This is a genomic window from Micromonospora sp. NPDC047548 (assembly GCF_040642975.1).
Classification (GTDB): domain Bacteria; phylum Actinomycetota; class Actinomycetes; order Mycobacteriales; family Micromonosporaceae; genus Micromonospora.
In genome coordinates, this window is record NZ_JBEYTI010000046.1 from 1 (window position 1) to 21581 (window position 21581).

Annotated in this window: 14 protein-coding genes and 1 pseudogene; 5 read left to right on the plus strand and 10 right to left on the minus strand. The window is 70.6% G+C overall.

All coding sequences use genetic code 11. The features are described 5' to 3' along the window. A partial coding sequence (locus ABZ807_RS28250; protein WP_357164375.1) for an integrase core domain-containing protein occupies window positions 1-570 on the plus strand: 570 nt, incomplete at its 5' end. A gap of 34 nt (window positions 571-604) precedes the next feature. On the opposite strand, the pseudogene ABZ807_RS28255 reads toward ABZ807_RS28250, so the two are convergent. The 4 genes and pseudogenes from ABZ807_RS28255 to ABZ807_RS28270 form a co-directional block, all read right to left on the minus strand. Beyond that, a pseudogene (locus ABZ807_RS28255) lies at window positions 605-946 on the minus strand (transposase family protein); the annotation flags it as partial. 256 nt (window positions 947-1202) lie between these two features. Next, window positions 1203-1538, minus strand: a complete 336-nt coding sequence (locus tag ABZ807_RS28260; RefSeq protein ID WP_357164378.1) for a hypothetical protein — start codon at window positions 1536-1538, stop codon at window positions 1203-1205. Window positions 1539-1556: 18 nt separating this feature from the next. After that, the gene (locus tag ABZ807_RS28265; RefSeq protein ID WP_357164380.1) at window positions 1557-5735 is read right to left on the minus strand and encodes an RHS repeat-associated core domain-containing protein; all 4179 of its coding nucleotides are present in this window, start codon (window positions 5733-5735) and stop codon (window positions 1557-1559) included. 102 nt (window positions 5736-5837) lie between these two features. Then, complete coding sequence (locus tag ABZ807_RS28270; RefSeq protein ID WP_357164383.1) at window positions 5838-9104, minus strand: ricin-type beta-trefoil lectin domain protein; 3267 nt, start codon at window positions 9102-9104, stop codon at window positions 5838-5840. 357 nt (window positions 9105-9461) lie between these two features. Here ABZ807_RS28270 and ABZ807_RS28275 point away from each other — a divergent pair, with 357 nt between their 5' ends. The 4 genes from ABZ807_RS28275 to ABZ807_RS28290 are packed head-to-tail and all read left to right on the plus strand — an operon-like array spanning window position 9462 to window position 12754. After that, on the plus strand, window positions 9462-10391 hold the full coding sequence (locus ABZ807_RS28275) for a hypothetical protein (RefSeq protein WP_357164386.1): 930 nt from the start codon (window positions 9462-9464) through the stop codon (window positions 10389-10391). Next, complete coding sequence (locus ABZ807_RS28280; protein WP_357164389.1) at window positions 10388-10843, plus strand: ABA4-like family protein; 456 nt, start codon at window positions 10388-10390, stop codon at window positions 10841-10843. Before ABZ807_RS28275 ends, ABZ807_RS28280 begins: the two co-directional genes overlap by 4 nt. 4 nt (window positions 10844-10847) lie before the next feature. Continuing rightward, complete coding sequence (locus ABZ807_RS28285) at window positions 10848-12131, plus strand: histidine kinase (RefSeq protein WP_357164392.1); 1284 nt, start codon at window positions 10848-10850, stop codon at window positions 12129-12131. Next, window positions 12128-12754 carry a response regulator transcription factor gene (locus tag ABZ807_RS28290; RefSeq protein WP_357164395.1) on the plus strand — a complete coding sequence of 209 codons (627 nt, stop codon included), beginning with the start codon at window positions 12128-12130 and terminating at the stop codon, window positions 12752-12754. The genes ABZ807_RS28285 and ABZ807_RS28290 overlap by 4 nt, the downstream gene beginning before the upstream one ends. Window positions 12755-12873: 119 nt before the next feature. On the opposite strand, the gene ABZ807_RS28295 is transcribed toward ABZ807_RS28290, so the two are convergent. The 6 genes from ABZ807_RS28295 to ABZ807_RS28320 all read right to left on the minus strand — a co-directional run bounded on the left by ABZ807_RS28295 (window position 12874) and on the right by ABZ807_RS28320 (window position 21453). Further along, window positions 12874-13605, minus strand: coding sequence for an FkbM family methyltransferase (locus ABZ807_RS28295; RefSeq protein WP_357164465.1), 732 nt, complete (start codon window positions 13603-13605; stop codon window positions 12874-12876). A gap of 149 nt (window positions 13606-13754) precedes the next feature. Further along, a complete protein-coding gene (locus tag ABZ807_RS28300) occupies window positions 13755-14768 on the minus strand; it encodes an SDR family oxidoreductase (protein ID WP_357164398.1) in 1014 nt (337 codons plus the stop codon). Window positions 14769-14979: 211 nt separating this feature from the next. Further along, the gene (locus ABZ807_RS28305) at window positions 14980-15420 is read right to left on the minus strand and encodes a PPC domain-containing DNA-binding protein (protein WP_357164402.1); all 441 of its coding nucleotides are present in this window, start codon (window positions 15418-15420) and stop codon (window positions 14980-14982) included. 95 nt (window positions 15421-15515) lie between these two features. Further along, the gene (locus ABZ807_RS28310; protein WP_357164405.1) at window positions 15516-16604 is read right to left on the minus strand and encodes an enolase C-terminal domain-like protein; all 1089 of its coding nucleotides are present in this window, start codon (window positions 16602-16604) and stop codon (window positions 15516-15518) included. Then, complete coding sequence (locus ABZ807_RS28315) at window positions 16601-19690, minus strand: FAD-linked oxidase C-terminal domain-containing protein (protein ID WP_357164408.1); 3090 nt, start codon at window positions 19688-19690, stop codon at window positions 16601-16603. Before ABZ807_RS28315 ends, ABZ807_RS28310 begins: the two co-directional genes overlap by 4 nt. Further along, on the minus strand, window positions 19687-21453 hold the full coding sequence (locus ABZ807_RS28320) for a thiamine pyrophosphate-dependent enzyme (RefSeq protein ID WP_357164411.1): 1767 nt from the start codon (window positions 21451-21453) through the stop codon (window positions 19687-19689). The genes ABZ807_RS28315 and ABZ807_RS28320 overlap by 4 nt, the downstream gene beginning before the upstream one ends. Window positions 21454-21581 lie beyond the last annotated feature (128 nt).

Below are 21581 nucleotides of genomic sequence, written 5' to 3' on the forward strand. Positions count from 1 at the left end.
GTGATCGAACACGCCAGCCGCCGCATCCGCGTCCTGGGCGTCACGCCGCACCCGACCGCCGCCTGGGTCGGCCAGGCCGCCCGCAACCTCGTGATGGATCTCGAAGACACCGGCGGGAAAGTCAAATACCTGATCCGGGACCGGGACGACAAGTATCCGGCGCTGTTCGACGCGATCCTGGCCGACGCCGGCGTCAAGGTCGTGCTCAGCGGCGTCCAGGTACCCCGGATGAACGCGATCATGGAACGCTGGGTGCGGACCTGCCGCCGCGAGCTGCTGGACCGCACGCTGATCTGGAACCAGCGGCATCTGCTGCATGCGCTGCGGGAGTACGAGCGGTTCTACAACCTACACCGACCGCACCAGGGGATCGCGAACCTCCGGCCGCTGAAGCCGCTCCCCCGAACCGATCACCGACCCGAACCAACTCGCCCGGCTGAACATCCACCGGCGCGACCGCCTCGGTGGTGTCCCTCACGAATACGAGCACGCCGCCTGAGCTGCCCAGATGGCATTCTCGGCAGGTACAGGGTTCCTGCATCGTCCGGTAGTGCCTTCGCCTTGGAGTGACCGGCTGGGCGCGGCTGTGGGGCCAGCCGGCCAGCACGGTGGCCAGCCGACTGGCGTCCAGGCGGGTCAGTAGCCGCCGAACCGTCGTACCCGCGGGCACACCGCGGTCGAATCCGAGCCTGGCACGGGCGTGTTCGTCGAGGTCGTGGAGCCAGTCGGTGATCGCGGCGAACGACGACGCACCGGCCAGCACCGCACACACCGCGACGGTGAGCAGCCCGGACAGCGGGTAACGCCAACCGCGCGGGTCACGGGAATCAGGGACCGCGGACAAGGCAGGCAGCAGACCAATCTGCTCACCATCGGGGACCAGGGCTGGTGGGGTATCGGTGGCGGGTGTCGTTACGGCCAGTGTGGTGAGGAGGGATGATGCCATCGGCGGGTGAGGTCCTCGGGGTGTCGTGAAGCGTCGAGAACTCCATGATCACCGATTCGATCTCACCCGCACCCTTCACCGCCACAGAGACCATTCACTCCACAGGTCCCCAGCTCAGAGCCCTACCGCCCGACTACGCAACCGCCCTGAGCCCACGGCTGGTCAGCCGGTTCAGTGCTGGGCTGAAAAGGGAGCGCGATGCGTCCATCGGACGCATCGCGCTCGCCCTATCTCGCCAGCATCTCCACCTGATGCTTCACGATCCGTAGCCGGGGTTCCAGGCTTCCCCGCGGATGGCGTCCACGTCGCCGTTGGCGAGGCGCCGGAAGAGGCGGAATGCTTCCTCGGGCGTGACGCCTGTTCGGTGAAGCGCCTCCCCTCCAGGTTCCGTGTTCTCCAGGACCACCAGTCTGCGTGCTCCCGCGAACCTTCCCAGCGACCATCCAGACGAATTCTGGGTCAGCCACACGTCACCGTGCTCCGGATCAGTGACGTCTCTGTCCAACTCGGAGAGCAGTGCGGTGATCTTTGCGTCGGGGACGTCGTCCAGACTTTCCGATGTGCCGTGACGATGCAGAATGGAGTATCTCACGACGTGCCTTCACCTCCATCAGTTCCTTGGAGCCCCGTTCGGGATGGCCCACTCGGCGTAGCCGCCCCCGTATCGAGGCAGCGGGTGCAGGATCCTCCAGAACGGTGACTTCGCATTGAAGTGCTCCGACCAGGGCACCAGCTGCATCACACCTGGGACACCGCGTCCCTGCGCGATCGTCGCATGCTGCCACACCCAGCCGTACGGCGAGGCAGCCGGGTTGTCCGTGAGCTGCTTGCGCAGGTCGGGGCTCACAATCTCCTTCATCAGCTTCTCGAGCTCCGGGTCGTCGTCCATCGCTTTGAGAAGAGCCGCGTTGGCGCGACGGAAATGCGTGGGACGCGATTTTCCGAAGTCAGCGGGATCGAGCTGGTGTTGGAAGACGCTCGTGTAGCAGCCTGGGTTGATGTTGTGGACAAGGACGGGTTCGCCGCCAGCGAAGACGTAGTACGTGTGGATGTTGGCGACGGTGAGGTCGCGCATGTCTTTGCCACCGGTGTGGTTGCGAACGGCTGCAACTGTGACAATGTCACCGTCGGTCGTACGCAACTGGTGCCCGACGACCAGTTCGGCCGCGTACACCCACTGCTCGGTGGTCTGGTCCCAGAACGGATGGTGCTGGGTGGTTTTAAGGGTCGTCGTGGTGGTAGCGGTGGTGCCGTCCTCGGGGGTGCTGTCCTCCACGGTGACGGTTACATCGGTCAAATCGGTGTCGCGGTTGGCATGGAGCTGGTCCACCGACTCGGCCATCGTCCGGCCGGTCTCCGGGTCGGTGGCGACCACCTGGTCACCAACCTCCACGTCGCCGATCGGCTTGGCCGAACCATCGGCCATGAGCACGGGAGTGTCCGGGTCGAAGCTGTGCGTCGGCGCGCAACCCGCCCGCGGCTTGATCACAGCCCCCAGCGCCCCGCCGACAGCCCCGGCGACGACGAGTTGCCGCCAGTCGACCTTCCCGGTCGTACCGACCTGTGTCACCGCACTGTCGGTTACTCCAGCCGCCGACCCGACGGCAGCCTGAAGGCCCCGACTGGTGGCCGAGACGCCAGCCTTCACCGCGAGCAGCCGGACACCCGATCCGACCCCGCCCCCGATGGCGGTGGCGGCCAGGGCCACAGTAGCCGCCTGGATACGGTGGCCCGGTTGTGCGGTGGCACCGGCGTAGCCGATGGTGGCACCGGCGACGGCGCCCACCAGCAGACACCCGACCCCGGTACTACCGCAGAGAGCGATTGCGCCCACGGTGCCCACGACGACCAGGCCAGCCACTACAGCGTTCTCGGTGTCCTGGCCGTCCCAGTGGAACTCGATCCCGCTGAAGGGTGCGAGGCCGCTCGGGTCGGCGAGGGTGATCGGGTTGTGCTGGGAGTATGCGTATGGGTTGAAGCTGTTGGGGCTCTCGAGGTCGACGAGTGGGTCGGGGGCGATGAAGGTGCCGGTGTCTGGGTCGTACTCGCGGGCGCCGACGTCGAGTAGCTTCGTGGAGGCGTTGGCTGCGGCGTTGAGGAACCCGCGGTCGGTCGGCCAGTCGGTGACGGGGGCACGGTCTGCCCCGTACGGGGTGTACCAGCGCCGCTGCACCGCGCCCGTGGCCGGGTTGACGGTCAGGTTGGCGCTGCCTTGGTGGTCGGCGGCGAGCCAGGACAGTCCGTCCTTGCTGCGGGCGGCGACGGTGGCGCCGTCTCGGCCGTAGTAGCGGGTGCCGGTGATGGTCTTGCCGGCGGACTTGATTTCCTCGCTGCCGAGGTAGAGGGTCTTGCCGGTCGGGTCAGTGCGGATCAGCAGGGTCCCGTCGGCGTCGTAGAGGTGTTTGGTCTGGTCCTGTCCTACCGTGGCGCCGTCGAAGTCGCCCTCGACGTTGATGGTGTAGTCGCTGGTGACTCCCGCGACGGTGCGGGTCTTGACGTTGCCGGCGAGGTCGTAGGCGTAGGTGTCGGTGCGGGGGACGCCGTCGACCGTGGTCGCGATCGACTTGATGCCGTGCACCTGGGGTTGGTTGGTGGCCGGGTAGGTGTAGGTGCGGTTGGTGGTGCCGGTGGCGGTGCGGTGCGTGTCGGCGGTGCGCCGGCCGGCGTTGTCGAAGGCGAAGCTGTCCCAGTACGGCTGCTTACCGCTCGCGCCGACGTTCGTCGGGTCTGCGGCGCAGTCGTCCAGGGCGGTGTACGCCTCGGTCACCCGGTGCAGGCCGTCGTAGCGGAAGCATTGCGACTGCCCGTCGGTGTGGTCCTTGATCGACAAGACGTCACCGGCGGCCAGGTAGTTGTACCGGTCGTCCTGCACCGTCTTGAGCGCCCCGGGCGTCGCCGGGTCCGGCAGAGTGGCGGAGATCCGGGCGAGCCGCCCGGTGGACCCGTCCCACCCGTAGCTGCGGATCAGCTGCCCGGCGCCCGGGTTGCCGTAGGTGCGCGAGGCCAACTGGCCGATGCTGGTGAACCCGGTTGCGGAGACGTAGTTGTCCAGGCCCGCCAGGTTGGTGGCGAAGCCCTTGTCGTCGTAGCCCACGCCCACCGTCTCGGCCGGCAGACCGGCGCGTGCCGGGTAGACGATCGAGGTGACGTGGTCGGCGGAGTCGTAGGCGTATTCGGTCCGGTAAGTGCCGGCGAGGTCGCCCTCGGCGGCCGGGATGGTCCACTGGATGCCGGTAGGACGGTACCGGTCGTCGTAGCCGGTGGGCTCGACAATGTAGTTGGTCGTCCCGGCGTGCCGGGTGGTGCGGGACATCTGCCCCGTGACGCCGACGATGCCGTCGTACTCGTAGGTGACCAGCTTGGTGCCGGTCGACGGGTCACCGTTCCAGCGGAAGGTGGGCCGCCCGAGCACGTCGTACTGGTAGGAGATCTTCTGCCCGCGCGCGTCGGTGGTCGACAGCAGGTCACCGGCCTGGTTGTAGGCCGAGGTGGTGTTTCCGGTGTCGAGATCCTCGACCTTGGTTCGCAGGCCCGCCAGGTTGTAGGTGTAACGGGTGACGTTGCCGGCGGGGTCGGTGACGGTGGCCAGGTTGCCGGCCGTGTCGTAGCCGTAGGAGGTGATCTCCGTGGTGCTGCTGGTGGGACGGACCGTCAGCTTGACCGGCCGCCCGGCGGCGTCGAAGTTGGTGGTCGTGGCCCCGCCGGACGGCGGCGTCAGGGTGGTGCGGTCGCCGTCATAGCTCTGCGTGGTGCGCCACTTCTCCACGCCGTTGGCCTGCAGCGCCGCCGAGGTGGCCCGGTTGAGGTTGTCGTAGCTGTGGACCGTCTGCGACGGCACGTCGACCGAGGACGACGACACGAAGCCCGAGCCGGCGACGGCGGCGTTGTAGAACGGCGCCGTCTTGACCGCAACGTGGCCGCGTGCGTCGTACTTGGTCTCCTCGACGATGCGACCGCCCGCGGGCGCCGCCGTCTGGGTGTTGCGGGTACGCAGCCGGCCGTCGAGAAATTCGTACGAGGTCAGGTAGACCGGGCTGCTGCCGGGCTCGACGCTGCGGGTCTGCAGCACCTCGGTGAGCAGCCGGCTCGGCGTGTCGCTGCGGATGTCGTAGGAGTACCGCATCGACGGCGGGTCGCCGTTGACCTTCTTCTCGGTCGGCAGCCACACCGCGCTCTTGCGGCCAAGTTGGTCGTACGTGGTGAGGGTGGTCTTGTTGTTGGCGTCGACCACCTGGGTGGGCACACCGCGGCCCTCGTCGAACCTGACCGTTGACTTGTGCCCGCGCGGGTTGGTGACCGTGGATTCCTTGAGCGGCAGGTTGTCCGCCGGGTTGTAGCTGGTGAGGGTGACCTGGCCGCGGGCATCCGTGTTGGTCACCGGGCGGCCGCGCTGGTCGTAGGTCGCCTCGGTGACGGCCCACACGTCCGGCGCGGTGGTCAGTGTGCGGGTCCTGGTCTTCAGACCCTTGGTCGGCGCAGCGTGCAGGGTGGTGGTCAGGTCGTAGTAGGACTGGGTCTGCGAGATGACGGTGCCGGTGCCGCATGCGCCGGCGTACTCGGTCACCTGGGAGGGGTAGCCGACCATGTGCGAAGTGGGGTTGCGGGCGTACTCGGTGCGGACGCAGGCGTCGTCGGTGCTGACCGAGATGTCACCCAGGTCCCGGGTGTCGACGGGCAGGCCGTAGGTGTTGTCGTAGGTGGCCTGTCCCTCGGTCCAGCGGTACTTGCTGCTGGCGGTGATCCAGGTCCGCGCCTTCGTGACGGGCTCGGTGACCCGGTATCCGCGCACCTCCTGGCCCCCGGCGGCCGGGGCGTCGCGGGTGGCGGTACGGGTGACGGCAGGGACGTGGATCGTGGAGTTGTCGATCCGGGTGCCGTCGAGGTCGAGGCTCTACCGCAGCGCGCCGTGAAGGCCGTCGGAGTCGACGAACCGGTTGATCCACTTCTGGCCGATGGTGCCGTTGCAGTCGGCGATCTTCAGTTGGCCGCTGGCGTCACCGTAGGTTCCGGTGGCCGTCTCGAGGCAGCGCCCCGACTGCGGGTTCTTCAGGCTGCCGTCGTCCTGCGGCTGCCAGATCTGGCTCCACACCGGAGTTGACGAGCAGGTCCAGAGGTGGACCAGGGTGCCGTTGGCCGTGTTCGGGCCCTGAATGTCCATGCACTTGCCGGTGGCCGGGTTCTTGACCTGGCCGTTGGTCTGCAGCTGCCACACCTGCCGGACGGCCGGCTGCCACACGTTGGCGGACGGATCGTCGGTGGTGCACTTGCGGGACCAGAGCTTCGTGCCGTCGGTGCTGGCGCCGTTGGCGACCTCCATGCACCGGTTTGCCTGCGGATTGACCATGCTCTGGTCGGCTTGGGGCTGCCAGACCTGGTTGTAGTCGCCGGTGCAGTCCCACAGCTGGACGCGGGTGCCGTTGACGGTGCCCCAGGACGAGATGTCCACGCACCTGCCGGACTGCGGGTTGCGCAGGCTGCCGTCGGGCTGCGGCTGCCAGACCTGGTTCCAGCCGCCGGTGCACTTCCAGATCTGTAGCTCGGTGCCGTTGGCGGTCTGCCAGTTGTCGATGTCCAGGCACATGCCGGAGGCGGGGTTGCGGATACTGCCGTTCGGGCCACGCAGCCAGACCTGGCTCGCGCCGCCGTAGCACTCCCACAGGTGCACCGACGTGCCTTCGACCTGGCTTGCGTTGATGATGTCCAGGCACTTGCCGCCCTGGCCGGAAATCGCGCCGTCCAGGTTGGGGGTGCCCAACGGGGCGAGCAGACCGGCCCGGCGACTGAACCAGGTCATTCCCGACCCGTCGGAGTTGGTCTTGCCGTCGTCGTCCATGCCACGGTGGAAGACGTTGCGGCTGACCGTCTTGGCGTTGGCGCCCGCGTCCTTGGTGGCGGTGACGGTGCTGTAGCCACGCCACTGCGACCACGTCCGGTACGCCAGTTGGACGGACTCGTTGGTGTCGTGCGCCCAGAGCGCGCTGTCGGAGGTGGCCTCGTTGGTGTACGCATAGGTCGTCTTCTCGTCCGGCGACGAGCCGGTGAGGTCCCGCTCGGTCACCGACGAGACGAGGTACTTGTAGTACCAGCCGAAGGCGGTCTGCTGGCTGGCGTCGTTCGGCTGGTGGTACTGCGGGAAGCACAGGTACGGGTTGTTGTCCGGAAACGGCGCCCAGGCGCTGTCGCACTTCACGCCACGGTCGGGCGTCCGGGTGTACGTGACCGAGGTCTGCGAACCGGTGCCCGGACGAACCGACACCATCCGGTAGTGCACGTACGGTGGCATGCCGGTGCTGCCGCCCCAGTCGACCCGGTTGCCGAGCACCTCGCCGGTGGCCGGGTCGTTGTAGTCGCCACCGAACTCCATCAGCGGCTCGGTGATGCTGGTGCCGTCCTTGGCGTAGCCAATGTGGCGGATCGACTGGAGCCAGAGGTTGGGCGAGGTGTCCGCCCCGGCCGGCGCGACGAGGTCGGGGTTAGGCGGGAAGGTGTGGTTCAGCTCCCAGCGGTCGACGGTGCGGTACTGGGCGGGTGAGCTGGAGTCCCAGACCTGGGTGTTGATCGCGGAGAGCTTGTACTTGTTGAAGAAGACCGGGCCGCGGCTGGAGCAGGCGGTGGCGTTCTCGTCGCAGTACAGATCCAGCGGGGTGTCCGGGTAGTCGGCGTTGGTGCACGAGCCAATACAGCGGGAGGTCTTCTCGAAGGTGACCCGCATCGGCGCGTTGGCCGAGTGCTCGGAGCCGGCCCGGTCGCCGTAGTCGATGTGGTCCAGGTTCGCGGCCACGTCGTACAGGTACTTGGAGCCGAGGCTGCCGGTGCCGGGCTGGTAGTAGCCGGTGAACCGGTCGTAGACGTACGTCATGGTGTTGCCGCGGGTGTCCACGACGTAGTCGAGGTTCCACCGGTACCCCTCGCGACACATCGTGTTGGCGCACGGGTCCTCGGGATCGTCGCCATACACCGCGACGGTCTGCACCGAGTTGGTGCTCTCGTTGTCGTTGGAGTACCGCTTGTTCTTGCCGAAGAAGTACTGGGTGCCGTCCTGCGTGGTCACCTTCCAGTACTCGTGGTCGTTGTCGTCGTTGACCGTGTCGGTGAGCTTCTCGACCTTCAGCCCGTCGTCCTTGGCCGCCCGCCAGCCGTTGGTGGCGTCCTTGACCAGGGAGACCGACTGCCCGCCGAAGACCAGAGTGGCGTTGTCGCGGGAGAACCAGCAGAGGTCACCGACCAACTGGCTGCCGGCCGCATCCTGCGAGCACGGCCGGTAGGACCGCTCGACATAGCCGATCTGCAGATCCCAGCCTTCACCGACCCAGGAGGCCTGGCCGTTGTCGGCGACGGTCTGCCCGTCCACCAGGCCGCTGTCGTAGGTCAGCGCCAGGTTGGGGGTGGGTCCCGGCGCGGGTGGCACGCCCAGCGGATGGCTGTAGGTGAAGCTGCCGCCGATGTTGCCGGCGGACCAGGAGTAGGCCTGTCGCAGCGACGTCGACTCGAAGTTGCCGCCGCCGGACGTCGCGGAGGAGGTCAGCGCGACGAGGCTGTCGCCGCCGCTGCCGGCCACCATCACGTCGGCGGTCAGGGTGCCGCGGGCGTTGACCGCGCGCAGGTCCCGGCCGGCCCGGCAGGCGGCCTTGGCGGGACTGGTCAGAGCGCAGGCGGGCAGCTCGACCAGGCGCAGCCGCCCGGCGTAGTCGGCGCCGAAGGCGTTGCGGAATCCGGAGTAGTCGACCAGGACCCTGGCACGGCCGGGCCGGGGGTCCTGGCGTGACAGCGACAGCAGTGCGCCGCGTACTCCGGCTGCGGTCGTCGCCCGTTGGTCGAGCACCCGGACGCGGACCGGCGCGGGCGCGGCGACGCGGTCCGCCCGGGCCTCTTCACCCTTGGTCGGGGCGGCGGGGCTGACCGTGACGGGCAGATCGCCCACCCGGGTCACGGCGCCGGTCGGCGGCACCGACGCCGAGTCCGGCCGGGGCAGGTCCCGGTGGGTGATGCGGGTGGTCGCGGCCCGGTCGGTGGCGGTGCGGAGCGGCTTGCGCGGTGTCAGCTTTCCGGCCGGTACGGACTTGTGTCGGGTGCCGTCCGAGGTCGGGGGTGGCGCGGCGGCGGCCGGCACATAGGTCGCCATGCCGGCGACCAGCGCCAGCACCAGGCCGACGGCCATGGCCGGCACCCGCTGCCGTAGGACGGCTCGGATCACCGATCTGCGCCGTCGGCGTGGGGTGATCGCCGGCGGTCTCCACTCTGGTCTCATGTGTCCTCCCCGCGTCGGAACAAGGGAGCCAGAGCATACGAAGGAAATATATTTCCCTCGATATTGTGGCCATACTTCCACGGTGCGTCACATCGGTGGAGCCGGTTTTGAGCAACTCAATGGAGCTTGTGGATGCTGACGCGGCCCCGGGGTGTGGCTCGGTATTCCGCCTCCTCCCCAGGGAGGAGACAGCGCTCCGACCGTCGGCCGCAACCGGGGCCTGCGGTCGGGCGCGGCCCGGGGGCCGGCTCACCAGCATCTACAGGTATGACTACCGCACTGCGCCGGGCGGCACACTGGCACCGCCCAATGATGGTTTTCGTCTCGGCGATGGCGTTGCTCGCCGTCGTCTCCGCGGTCGGCATCTTCGCCGATTCGCGCGTCCTCACGGGCGTGCCGATCTGGCTCAAGCCGTTCAAGTTCTCCGTGTCCTTCGTGCTGTACGGCACCACCCTCGCCTGGATGCTCTCCCTGCTGCCGCGACGTAGCCGGATCGCGGAGCGGGCGGGCACGGTCATCGTCGCGGTGTCGCTGGCCGAGATGGTGGTGATCGTCGGGCAGGTGCTGCGGGGCACGACCAGCCACTACAACGGGACGACCCCGCTGAACGCCGCCCTGTTCCAGGCGATGGGCGCGATGATCACAGTGCTGTTCGCCGCGCACTTCGTCATCGGGATCGTGGTGCTGCGTCAGCCGAGCGCGGACCGGGTCGCCAAGCACGCCGTCGGATGGGGGCTCGGCCTGTCCCTGCTGGGCATGCTGGCGGCGGTACCGATGGTGCTGCCCAGCCAGGACCCGGGCATCGAAGGGGTCAGCGGGGCGCACAGCGTGGGCGTGCCGGACGGCGGGCCCGGGCTGCCGCTGGTGGGCTGGAGCACCACCGGCGGGGATCTGCGGATCGGGCACTTCGTGGGACTGCACGCCCTGCAGGCGCTACCGGTCCTGGCGATCCTGCTGAGCCGGTTCCTCGGGACGCGGCTGGACGAGCGCACCCGGGTGCGGCTGCTGGTCGTCGCGGGCGGGGCTTACGGCGTACTCACGATGCTGTTGACCTGGCAGGCACTGCGCGGGCAGCCGCTGCTGCGTCCGGACGTCCTCACGCTGGTCGCCGTGGCGGCCCTGGTGGTGGCGACCGCGTCCGCCGCCGGCGTGGTCATGGCTCGCCGGCCCAAGCCGGAACTGGCGCTGGCCGCATGACCCGGACGCTGTTCACGCTGACGTTCGCGGTTGCCGCGCCGTTCTGGGCGCTGATGCTCCTGCTGCCGCACTGGTCCCGGACCGCCCGGATCATCGCCTCGCCGCTGATCGTGCTACCGGTCCTGGTGATCTACGCGATGCTGGTGATCCCGGCGTTCGACGACGTGCTGCCGGCCGTGCTGTCGCCGACCCTGGACGGCATGCGCGACCTGCTCGGCACCGCGGACGGCGCGGCCGCGGCCTGGGCCCACATGATCGCGTTCGATCTGTTCGCCGGCCGGTGGGCGTGGCTCGACAGCCTGCAACGAGGGGTACCGGCGCTGGTCATGGCTCCGGTGCTGGTGCTGACGATCCTGCTCGGGCCGCTCGGCCTGGCCGCCTACCTCGGAGTCCGGACCAGGTGGGTCCGGCCGACGGTCGCTCCTGCCCCCGAGCCGCAGCGCCTAGGCTGATCCCGTGGGGTGGGTGGGACGACTGTTCGACGGACGCGACACGCGCGTACGGATGCTGCTGCTCGACCTCGGCGGCGTCGGCTATCTGATCTTCGGCACCCAGGCCGGACGCTCGCCGACGGCCACCCAGTGGATCCTCGCGGCGATCGCGTTCGCCGTCGCGCTGGTGTTCCACCGCCGGCCGCTGGTCAACCTGGTGTGGCAGGGCGCGCTGCTGGCGATCGCGTTCCAGCTCGTCGACGACACAACCATCAATCAGGTGGGTGCCAGCTGGGCGTTGCTGGAGCTGGCCATGTGGGCCCACCGGCCGCGGATCATCTGGCTGGCCGCCGGGCTGCTGGCCACGGTCGAACTGACCGATTCGATCGGCGATCCGTTCCGACGGTTCCTCTCCGGCGTCTTCGGGCTGACTCTGGAGGTCGGCGTGCCGCTGCTGCTCGGTCTGGTCATCCGGACCACCCGGGAACTCGGCCAGCAGGCCGAGGAGCGGGCGGCGGAGGAGCAGCGCCGGCGCGAGTCGGAGAGCCGCGCCGCGCGCGCCGACGAACGCAGCGCCATCGCCCGCGAGCTGCACGACGTGGTCGCGCATCACGTGGCATCGATGGTGCTGCGGGTCGGCGTGGCCCGGCACGTGCTGACGGACCTGGATCCGCGAGTGCGCGAGGTCTTCGACGACGTGCACGGCACGGGAACCGCGGCCCTGGCGGATCTGCGCCGGCTGGTCGCGGTCCTGCGCAACCCCGATGGGGTACGCGGTGACGCGGCGCTGACCGCGATCGAGCCGTCGGCGCTACCGGCGGCACTCGGCGCGGCGGTCGATCGGGCCCGCCAGGCCGGTGTCACCGTGGAGGCGGACATCGACCCGGCGGTCGGTTCGCTCGATGCGGTTCGGGGCCTGGCGGTGTTGCGACTGACCCAGGAGGCGCTGACCAACGTGGCCAAGCATGCCGGCACGTCGGCCCGAGCCCTCCTGTCGGTTTCCGTGGTCGACGGAGCCGTCCACTGGGCGGTCTCGGACAACGGGCGCGGCTGGGTGCCTGCGGAAGTGCCGCCCGGCGGCGGCCACGGCATCACCGGCATGCGCGAGCGTGTCGAAGTCCTCGGCGGTCAGCTGGAGGCAGGCCCGACCGGCGCGGGGTGGCGGGTCCGCACCGTCCTCCCGGCCGCGGTCGGCGCGTCCGCCTCCGGGCCGGCGACTTCTCCCCTCCCGCCCACCGTCACGCCGGCCCCGTCGGTGCCCCGCGAACGCAAGGCCCCGACCGCACCACCCGCGCCGGAGCTGGCGTGATCCGCGTCCTGCTGGTCGACGACCAGCACCTCATCCGCGCGGGCCTGCGCATGCTCTGCGACGGCCAGCCCGACATCGAGGTCGTCGGCGAGGCCGACAACGGCCGGGAGGCGATCTCCCTCGCCGCGCGGCTCGTCCCCGACGTCGTCATCATGGACCTGCGCATGCCCGGCGTCGACGGGATCACCGCGACCAGCCGCATCCTCGCCGACCGGCCCGCCACCCGCGTCCTGGTGCTGACCACGTTCGGCGACGACGACCACCTCTATCCGGCCCTCACCGCCGGCGCCTGCGGGTTCCTGCTCAAGGACGCACCGCCCGCCGACCTGCTGGACGGCGTCCGCCGGGCCGCCGTCGGCGACAGCCCGTTCAGCCAGGAGGTGCTGCAACGTCTGGTCCAGCGCGCGGTGCACGCCCGCGCGGAGACGCCGCAGCCGGCCCAGGGACTGACCGCACGCGAGCAGGACGTGCTGAACCTGGTCGCCGAGGGCCTGTCCAACACGGAGATCGCCGAGCGGCTCCACATCGGCGTCACCACGGTCAAGACCCACATCACCAGCCTGATGACCAAGACCAACAGCCCGAACCGGGTACGCCTGGCCCTGTTCGCCCGCGGCGCGTGAGCGACGCGCGCGCAGCAGCCTGACTGTCATCAGCCCGCGTCGCTGGTCGGTGGTCACCCGCCACCTGCGCGCCCTCCCGGACCGGGTCGGTCACGCCCGCGCCGCGCCGGAGCGCCGTGTCAGGGTAGCTGCGACACGCAGTACACATCACCGGAGTTGACCTCGTGGGGCAGCGACCGGAGCTGCTCCGCCATCTCCGTCGCCGATCTCCACCCCCCGAAGGCCAGGGCCATGTCGTCACCGAACGCGATGTCGAAACCGTCGAAGCCGAGCGCCGTGAGACGGTCGACGCACCGCAGTGCCACCGCACGCTCGATCGTGGTGAATTCGAAGGACAGCGCGGGAAGTGGGCGGCTCAGCCCCGCCAGGACCGCCTCCTCGAACCCCTCAACGTCGATCTTGACGAAGGTCGGCGTGCCGTAGCGGCCGATCAGGGAGTCGAGGGTGGTCGAGGCCACCTCGACCGTCGAGTCCCACACCTGGTCCTCCCAACCACCCGCGCCGTGCGCCGCATGGAGGAAATGGGCGGACGCGGTGGTCACCGTGGGATTGCGGGAGTTGACATGCAGCCGGACGCTGCCGTCGTACGCCCCGCAGGCCGCCTCGACCAGCACGACGTCGGCTTCCCCGGCATAGATCGTCCGCATGGCGCGTATGCACAGGGGTTGCGGCTCCACGGCCACGACGCGTGCCCCGAGGCGGCGGAAACTGCCGGTCCGGTCGCCCACGTGGGACCCGACGTCGAACACGAGATCGCCAGCCTCGACAAAGCGCGCGTACAACTCGTCCATCGCCGCCTCGCGCGCCGGGTCACCGTAGTAGAACGCCAGCGAGCGGCGAAGAGACGACATGGCCGGATCAGCCTTGAGTGCCTCAACTGCGCCGGTACGAGCCCTCACCGGAAGACCGTAGCCCGCACCGTGACCAGGCCCGCCCGCTTCCTGGTAACCGGCTGCCGGTACCGCATCGGTCCGTGGCGACAGGGGCTCGGACCGCACGGTCAGAGCCGGCGCCAGGCCAGGGCGCCCAGCGCCGCGCCGGTGAGGCCGGCGGCGCTGACCAGCCGGTGCCGGGACAGCCAGGCCTGCGGGCTGTGGCGGTGCGAGCGGCCGGAGAAGCCGCCCCGCGCGCCGTGATCGTGCCCGCCCCGGCCGTCCACCGGTTGCCACAGGTTGTTCGGGCGATCGGGGTCCGCCGGGCGCCCCGTCTGCTGCGACCCGTACCCGGTCCGGGCGAGGTACCGGTCCAGCAGCCCCGGGGCGATCCGGTTGCCGAGGATGGTCAACACGGTGGACATGCCGACCCAGTACTCCCGCCGGCTCGGCCGGTCGGCCGCCGCGACGATCGCCCGGGCCGCGACGATCGGCTCGTAGATCGGCGGCACCGGTTGGGCGTGGCGGGGCAGCCGGGACAGCAGCCAGTCGAACTGCGGCGTGTTCACCGCAGGCAGGTGCACCATGGTCACCTGCACGTCGCTGCGCTCGTGCAGCAGCTCGCAGCGCAGCGACTCGGTGAAGCCGACGATGGCGTGCTTCGCGCCGCAGTAGGCCGCCTGCAGGGGGATTCCCCGGTACGCCAGCGCCGAGCCGACCTGCACGATGGTGCCCCTGTTCCGTGGTGTCATGTGGGCCAGCGCCACCCGCGTGCCGTGCACGTAGCCGAGGTAGGTGACCTCCATGGCCCGGCGAAACTCCTCCGGCCGGATCTCCTGAAACGGTGCGAAGACGGAGCTGAAGGCATCGTTGATCCACAGGTCGATCGGGCCCAGCTCGCCCTCGATCCGCTCGCCCGCGGCGACCACCTGGTCATGGTCGGCCATGTCCACCTCGATCGGCAGGGGCCGGCTGCCGGCGGCCCGCACCTCCGCCGCGGCGGCGTCGAGCCCGGTGCGTCCCCGAGCGAGCAGCGCGATGGCGATGCCCCGCTGGGCGAGCAGCCGGACGGTGGCCCGTCCCACCCCGGCGCTGGCTCCCGTGACCACCGCCACCCGGATGTCCTGTCGGTTCCGACCCATGTCACCTCTCCCGTCACCTGGAACGCGCCCCGCCTACCCGCGAGCCCTGCCGCCAGTCATCCGGGGTGGGACCGGATCGGCGGGCGGCGGGCGGCGGGCGTATCGGACCCCCGCGCCGGGGTAACCGGCGCGCACCTGGGTTCGTGCACGCGCTGAGGCTGGAGACGGCGGTCACCCTGGGTCAGGTCGGCCCCTGTCGGTGAGCGGACGGTCAGCGACGGGGGTCGCCGATCAGGGCCAGCCCGGTCTCCGGGTCGACCCGCTTCGCCAACTCCGGAGCGACCTCGGTGACGATCACCTCCAGGGTGGGCCAGACCTGGGCGCGGAGCAGGTGTCCGCCCACCGTGCTGCCGTCGGAGCGGCCGAGCACGGCATGCGCGTGCAGCACCGGCTCGCCGTCGCGGGCGGCCACGTCGCCCAGCAGCGACAGCACCTCCACCTGCTCCCGCACCGGGATTCGGCGGTAGTCATCGCGCTCCGGGTCGAACCAGCCGACGTCGGCCTCCCGGAACCCGCCGACCGCGGTGACCCGTCCGGCCCGCAGCGCGTGGCGGTGCAGCGCGCCGCCGATCATGCTGATTGGCTCTTCCCCCTTGTCGCAGACCACCACCAGCACCCGTCCGGTGGGGTGGTGCAGCTCATCGACTCTCATGGTCATCCTCCGGTCGTGCGGACCGCCCGCCAGCCGGACTGCCACACCGCCGGTGGGCAGCGGCAACCAGCGGTCCCTGCTGGTCGCGGTCCACCTCAGGCCACCCGGTACCGGCGGGCGTGGTCCGGCCGGAACTCCAGGCCGTTGCCGGGCCGGTCCAGCGGCACCGGGACACTGCCGCCGGTGGCCGGCACCGCCCCGTCGAACAGCATCGACTCGATCCGGACGTGGTCGTGGAACCACTCCAGGTGTCTGAGGTTGGGCGTGGCCGCAGCGACCGGCAGGTGCTGGTGCGGCGCGCAGTGCCCGGAGACCTCCAGCCCGGCGGCGGCGGCCACCGCGGCGGCGCGGAGGAACTCCGTGATCCCGCCGCACCGGGTGACGTCGATCTGCAGGCAGTCGACGTACGGGGCCATGCGGTGGAAGTAGACCAGGTCGAAGCCGTACTCACCGGCCGTCACGTCGGGCGCCACCCGGTCGCGGATCAACCCGAGCCCGGTCAGGTCGTCGGAGCTGACCGGTTCCTCGTACCAGCGCACGTCCAGGTCGGCGGCGGCGTGGGCCACCCGGATCGCCTGCTTGCGCTGGTAGCCGCCGTTGGCGTCGACGTACAGCTCGGCGTCGTCGCCGATGGTCCGCCGGGCCGCCGCCATCCGGGCCAGGTCCCGGGCCACCTCGGTCCCACACGACTCCCCGATCTTGATCTTCACCCGGGGAATGCCCTCGTCGTGCACCCAGCCGGCGAGCTGCCGGTGCTGCCGCGCATCGTCGTAGGTGGTGAAGCCGCCGCTGCCGTAGACCGGCACCTGCCGGCGGGCGGCGCCGAGCAGCCGGGCCAGCGGCAGGTCGTGCCGGCGGGCCTTGAGGTCCCAGACGGCGCAGTCGGCGGCGGAGAGCGCCAGCCCCGCGACGCCGGGCCGGCCGGCGTTGCGCAGCCGCCGCCGCATGGCCGTCCAGATCGCCGGCACGTCGTCCGGGTCGAGGTCCGCCACCACCGGGGTGAGCAGGTCCGCGACCACCGGCACCACGGCAGCCGGCCCGTACGTCCAGCCGATCCCGGCGTGGCCGTCGGCCTCGGCCCGGACCAGCACGAGGGTGGTGCTGGCCCAGGCCACGGTGCCGTCGCCCTCCGGCGCGTCGGTGGGCACCTGGTACGCCTCGGCGGTCAGCCGCACTGCGGTCACCGTGCCCTCCGGCCGGCCCGGGCGGCGAGCGCGGCCACCGGGCCGAGCGCGGCGAGCCCGACCAGACCGGCGGCAGCCCAGCGGGCGGCCCGGGACGGTGGCCGGGGCCGGTCGGCCCAGCTCAGTTCCGGCCGGGGCGGCACGGACCCGCCGTGCAGCCCGGCACGGAGCAGCTCGGCCAGGTGGATCGCCGTGCGGCCGCCGGAGGCGCCCTGTTCGACCTGGGTACGGCAGCTGAACCCATCAGCCAGGATGACGTCGGTGTCGTCGGCATCGCGCAGTGCGGGGAGCAACACCCGCTCGGCACACGCCTCGGAGACCTCGTAGTGGCCGGCCTCGAAGCCGAAGTTGCCGGCCAGCCCGCAGCAGCCGGAGTCGAGGAAGTCGGCCTGGACCCCGGCCGCCGACAGCACCGCCTGGTCGGCGGCGGTGCCGAGGATGGCGTGCTGGTGGCAGTGGGTCTGGATCAGCGCGTGCGCCGGGAGGGTCGGCGGATGCCAGCCCGGGCTGTGGTCGTGCAGCAGCTCGGCCAGGGTGACCGTCTGCTCGCGCAGCCGGGTGACGTCGTCGTCGTCCGGGAACAGCTCGTGGGCGTCGCTGCGGAACACGGCGGTGCAGCTCGGTTCCAGCCCCACCACCGGAGTGCCGGCGCGCAGGTACGGCCGCAGCACGTCGACGGTCCGGCGCAGGATCGCCTTGGCGACCCCGAGCTGCCCGGTGGAGATCCAGGTCAGGCCGCAGCAGACCGGCTGGTCGGGCACCCGCACCCGCCACCCCGCGACCTCCAGCACCTCCACCGCCGCCCGGGCGATGCCGGGGTGGAAGTGGTTGGTGAAGGTGTCCGGCCAGAGCAGCACCTCGCCCCGGGACCCGTCGCCGCCGGGGGTGCGCCCGGCGAACCACCGCTGGAAGCTCTGCGGCGGGAAGGAGGGGATGTCCCGACGCTGGTCGATCCCGCCGGCCAGCTTGGCCAGCCGGGTCAGGCCAGGCGCCTGGGCCAGCGCGTTCACCACCCGGGGCGCCCGCGACGCCGCCGCGGCCACCACCGGCAGCCACCCCATCGAGTAATGCGACAGCGGGCGCAGCCGGCGGGCGTAGTGGTGCGAGAGGAACTCGGCCTTGTAGGTGGCCATGTCCACGTTGACCGGGCAGTCGGCCTTGCAGCCTTTGCAGGCCAGGCAGAGGTCGAGGGCGTCACGCACCGCTTCCGAGCGCCACCCGTCGGCGATGGTGCCGCCCCGGGCGGTGCCGTCGAGCATCTCGAACAGCAGTCGGGACCGGCCCCGGGTCGAGTGCTCCTCCTCGCGGGTGACCATGTAGGACGGGCACATCACCCCGCCGTGCGGGCGCCGGCACTGGCCCACACCGACGCAGCGCAGCACCGCCCGCCCGAAACTGCCGTCGTCCTGCGGGTACCGGAAGGTCGTCTGGACGTCGTCATGGTGGTAGTCCACTCCCAGCCGAAGGTGGCTGTCGAGCGGGTACGGCGGCACGACCTTGCCCGGGTTCATCCGGTCGTCCGGGTCGAAGACCGCCTTGAACTGCCCGAAGGCACGCATCACCCGGTCGCCGAACATCTTCGGCAGCAGCTCGCCGCGGGCCTGCCCGTCACCGTGCTCGCCAGAGAAGGATCCACCGTAGGAGGCAACCAGGTCGGCGGCCCGATGGAGGAAGGACCGGAACTGCCGTACTCCCTCGGCGGTGTACAGCTTGAGCGGGATCCGGGTGTGCACGCAGCCCTGCCCGAAGTGCCCGTACAGCGACGCCTGTTCGAAGCCGTACTCCCGGTAGAGGCGGTTCAGGTCCCGAAGGTAGTCGCCCAGCCGGTCCGGGGGGACCGCCGAGTCCTCCCATCCCTCCCAGGTGTCGGGCTCACCGGGCACGCGGGCGGTGGCACCGAGCCCGGACTCGCGGACCGTCCACATCTGCTTTTCGTCGGCCTCGTTCTCGAACCGGTGCACATCCGGCCCACCGTCGTGGCGCAGCGCGTTGATCACCCGCTCGGCGGCAGCGTTCGCTTCCCGGACGTTGTCCCCGCCCATCTGGACCATCAGCCAGGCGCGGCCCGCAGGCACCTTGTGCAGCGCCGTCGGATGCAGGTGCTTACGCTTCTCGAAGTTGACCAGCTTGCCGTCGAGTCCTTCGAGCGCGATGGGACCGTGCGGCAGGATCTTCGGTACGGCATCTCCGGCCGCGGCGATGTCCGGATAGTTCAGGAACACCATTGCCCGGGCGGGAACCACCGGCACCAGCCGCAGCCGGGCGCGCAACACCGTGACCAGGGTGCCCTCCGAGCCGACCAGCGCCTGCGCCACGTGGAAGTCCTTCTCGGGCAGCAGACTGTCCAGGTTGTAACCCGAGACGCGGCGCGGGATGTCCGGATAGCGGGTACGGATCTCGTCCAGATACTCGTCACGCAACGCCCTCAGCTGCTGGTAGATCTCCGCCTGCCGGCCACCGCGGCGCTGGATCTCCGCATACCGCTCGTCGGTGGTCTCGCCGACCCACATCCGGGTGCCGTCATACAGCAGCACCTCCAACTCGACGACGTTGTCGACGGCCTTGCCGGTGCGCTGGGCCGTCGCTCCGCAGGAGTTGTTGCCGATCATGCCGCCGATGGTGCAGTGGTCGTGGGTGGACGGCTCGGGACCGTACTCCAGGCCCGTCGGGGCGAGCAGTTCGTTGAGGGTGTCCAGCACGATACCCGGCTCCACCAGGCAGGTCCGGGCGTCGGGGTCGACCTCCAGCAGCCGGTTGCAGTACTTCGACCAGTCGATGACCACGGCGACGTTGGTGCACTGCCCGCCCAGGCTCGTGCCCCCGCCTCGGGAGAGCAGCGGCGCGCCGTGCCGCCGGCAGACCGCGACGGCGGCCACCACCGCCTCGACGGTCCGCGGCACCACCACGCCGAGCGGCACCTGCCGGTAGTTGGAGCCGTCGGTGGAGTAGGCGGCCCGCGAGCCGGCGTCGAAGCGCACCTCCCCGTCCACCTCGGCCCGCAGGTCGGCGGCGAGCAGGTCCAGGTCGACATCACTGGCGGGCCCGGGGGCCCGAAGGACCGGCTCCGGCAAGGACACGCCGCTCATGACCGCAGCTCGTTGATCTTGTCGCGAGCCACGGTCGCCAGGGTGGCCGCCTTGTGCGGCTGCCCGCGCAGGAACGCCTCGGTGAAGTATTTCGCCTGCTCGTACTTCACCTTGCCGGGCATGGGCGGCTCGTTCGGGTTGACGTCGCAGTCGACCAGCGCCGGACCCGGGTGGGCCAGCGCCTCCCGGATCGCCCCGGGCAGCGCCTTCGGGTCGGTGACCTTGGCGCCGTACGCGCCGCAGGCGCGGGCCCAGGCGCTGAAGTCGGCCTCCGGCTGGCGGTGCCGCACCGCGTACTCGGGGTAGCCGAGAACGATCTGCTCCCAGAGGATCTGCCCGTACGAGCGGTTGTTGTTGACGATCACCTTGATCGGCAGCTCGTGACGCACGGCGGTGAGGAACTCCGCCATCAGCATCGCGAAGCCGCCGTCCCCGACAAACGCGATGACCTGCCGGCCGGGGTGCGCGTGCTGCATCGCGATCGCGTACGGCAGGCCGGGCGCCATGGTGGCCAGGTTGCCGGAGAGGTAGAACTCCCGGTCGCCGCGGATGATCCAGTGCCGGGCCGCCCAGGTGGCGATGGTGCCGGAGTCACAGGTCAGGATGGCGTCGTCGGTCGCCATCTCGTCGACGCAGCTGATCAGGTACTGCGGGGCGATCGGGTCCCTGGACGGGTCCTGCAGGGCGATCATGTCCGACCGCCAGGCGTCCCGCTCCCGCTGGTACCTCGTCAGGAAGGACCGGTCGTCGCGGGACCGCAGCATCGGCAGCAGCTGCCGCAGCGCCAGCCGGGCGTCGGCGTTGACCGCCGCGTCCACCGGCAGCCGCATGCCGATCAGGCTGGCGTCGATGTCGATCTGCACCACCCGGGCCTGGCCGGGCGACGGCAGGTACTTCCCGTAGGGGAAGGAGGTGCCCACCATCAGCAGGGTGTCGCACTCCTCCATCAGCTCCTCGCTCGGTCTGGTGCCGAGCAGGCCGAGGCCGCCGGTGGTGAGCGGGTGGTCATCGGGCACCACCATCTTGGCGGACAGGGTCTTCACGATCGGGGCGGCCAGCGCCTCGGCCACGGCGAGCACCTCCTCGCGGGCGCCCCGGGCGCCGATGCCGACCAGCATGGCCACCTTCCGGCCGGCGTTGAGCACCTCGGCGGCCCGGTCCAGATCCGGCTGCGACGCCGGCACTGGCGGCCGGGACAGCACGGGGCTGCTGGTCGGCGGCACGCCTGGGCTGACATGCCGGTACGGGTCCTCGTCGGCGGCCGCCACCTGGACGTCGTTGGGGAAGGTCAGGTGTGCCACGGTCCGCTTGGCCAGCGCGTTGCGGATGGCGATGTCGACCACGCCCGGCATCTGCTGCGGGTTGGTCACCATCAGGTTGTACGCCGCCACGTCCTGGTAGAGCAGCTCGGTGTGCACCTCCTGCTGGTAGTACGCCCCCAGAACCGAGGTTTCCTGCATCCCGGTGATCGCGAGCACCGGCATGTGGTCGAGCTTCGCGTCGTACAGGCCGTTGAGCAGGTGGATGGCCCCCGGCCCGGAGGTGGCGCAGCAGACGCCCAGCCGGCCGGTGGACTTGGCGTAGCCGGTGGCCATGAAGGCCGCCGCCTCCTCGTGGTGCACCAGCACGAAGGTGAGCCTCTCCCGCTGCCGGCGGAAGCCCTCCATCAGGCCGTTGATGCCGTCACCGGGGAGCCCGAAGACGGTGTCGACACCCCATTCGACCAGCCGCCGGGCCAGGCTCTCGCCCACAATCTCCTGCACGTCTCCTCCTCGTCCTGACGACCAGGCATCCGCCCCGGCAGTGGGGAGGCGACCCGGAACCGGACACTCACCCCAGGGCCCGATGTCGCCGCGGCTACCCGCCAGCCGCGCCGACAAACCCGGCACAC

Bases quoted from the DNA above. Each gene is read 5' to 3' on its own strand.
- ABZ807_RS28270 (WP_357164383.1), bottom strand. From the start codon at position 9,104: ATGGCCGTCGGCCTGGTGCTGGCGCTGGTCGCCGGCATGGCGACCTAT.
- ABZ807_RS28275 (WP_357164386.1), top strand. From the start codon at position 9,462: ATGACTACCGCACTGCGCCGGGCGGCACACTGGCACCGCCCAATGATG.
- ABZ807_RS28280 (WP_357164389.1), top strand. From the start codon at position 10,388: ATGACCCGGACGCTGTTCACGCTGACGTTCGCGGTTGCCGCGCCGTTC.
- ABZ807_RS28295 (WP_357164465.1), bottom strand. From the start codon at position 13,605: ATGTCGTCTCTTCGCCGCTCGCTGGCGTTCTACTACGGTGACCCGGCG.
- ABZ807_RS28300 (WP_357164398.1), bottom strand. From the start codon at position 14,768: ATGGGTCGGAACCGACAGGACATCCGGGTGGCGGTGGTCACGGGAGCC.
- ABZ807_RS28305 (WP_357164402.1), bottom strand. From the start codon at position 15,420: ATGAGAGTCGATGAGCTGCACCACCCCACCGGACGGGTGCTGGTGGTG.
- ABZ807_RS28315 (WP_357164408.1), bottom strand. From the start codon at position 19,690: ATGAGCGGCGTGTCCTTGCCGGAGCCGGTCCTTCGGGCCCCCGGGCCC.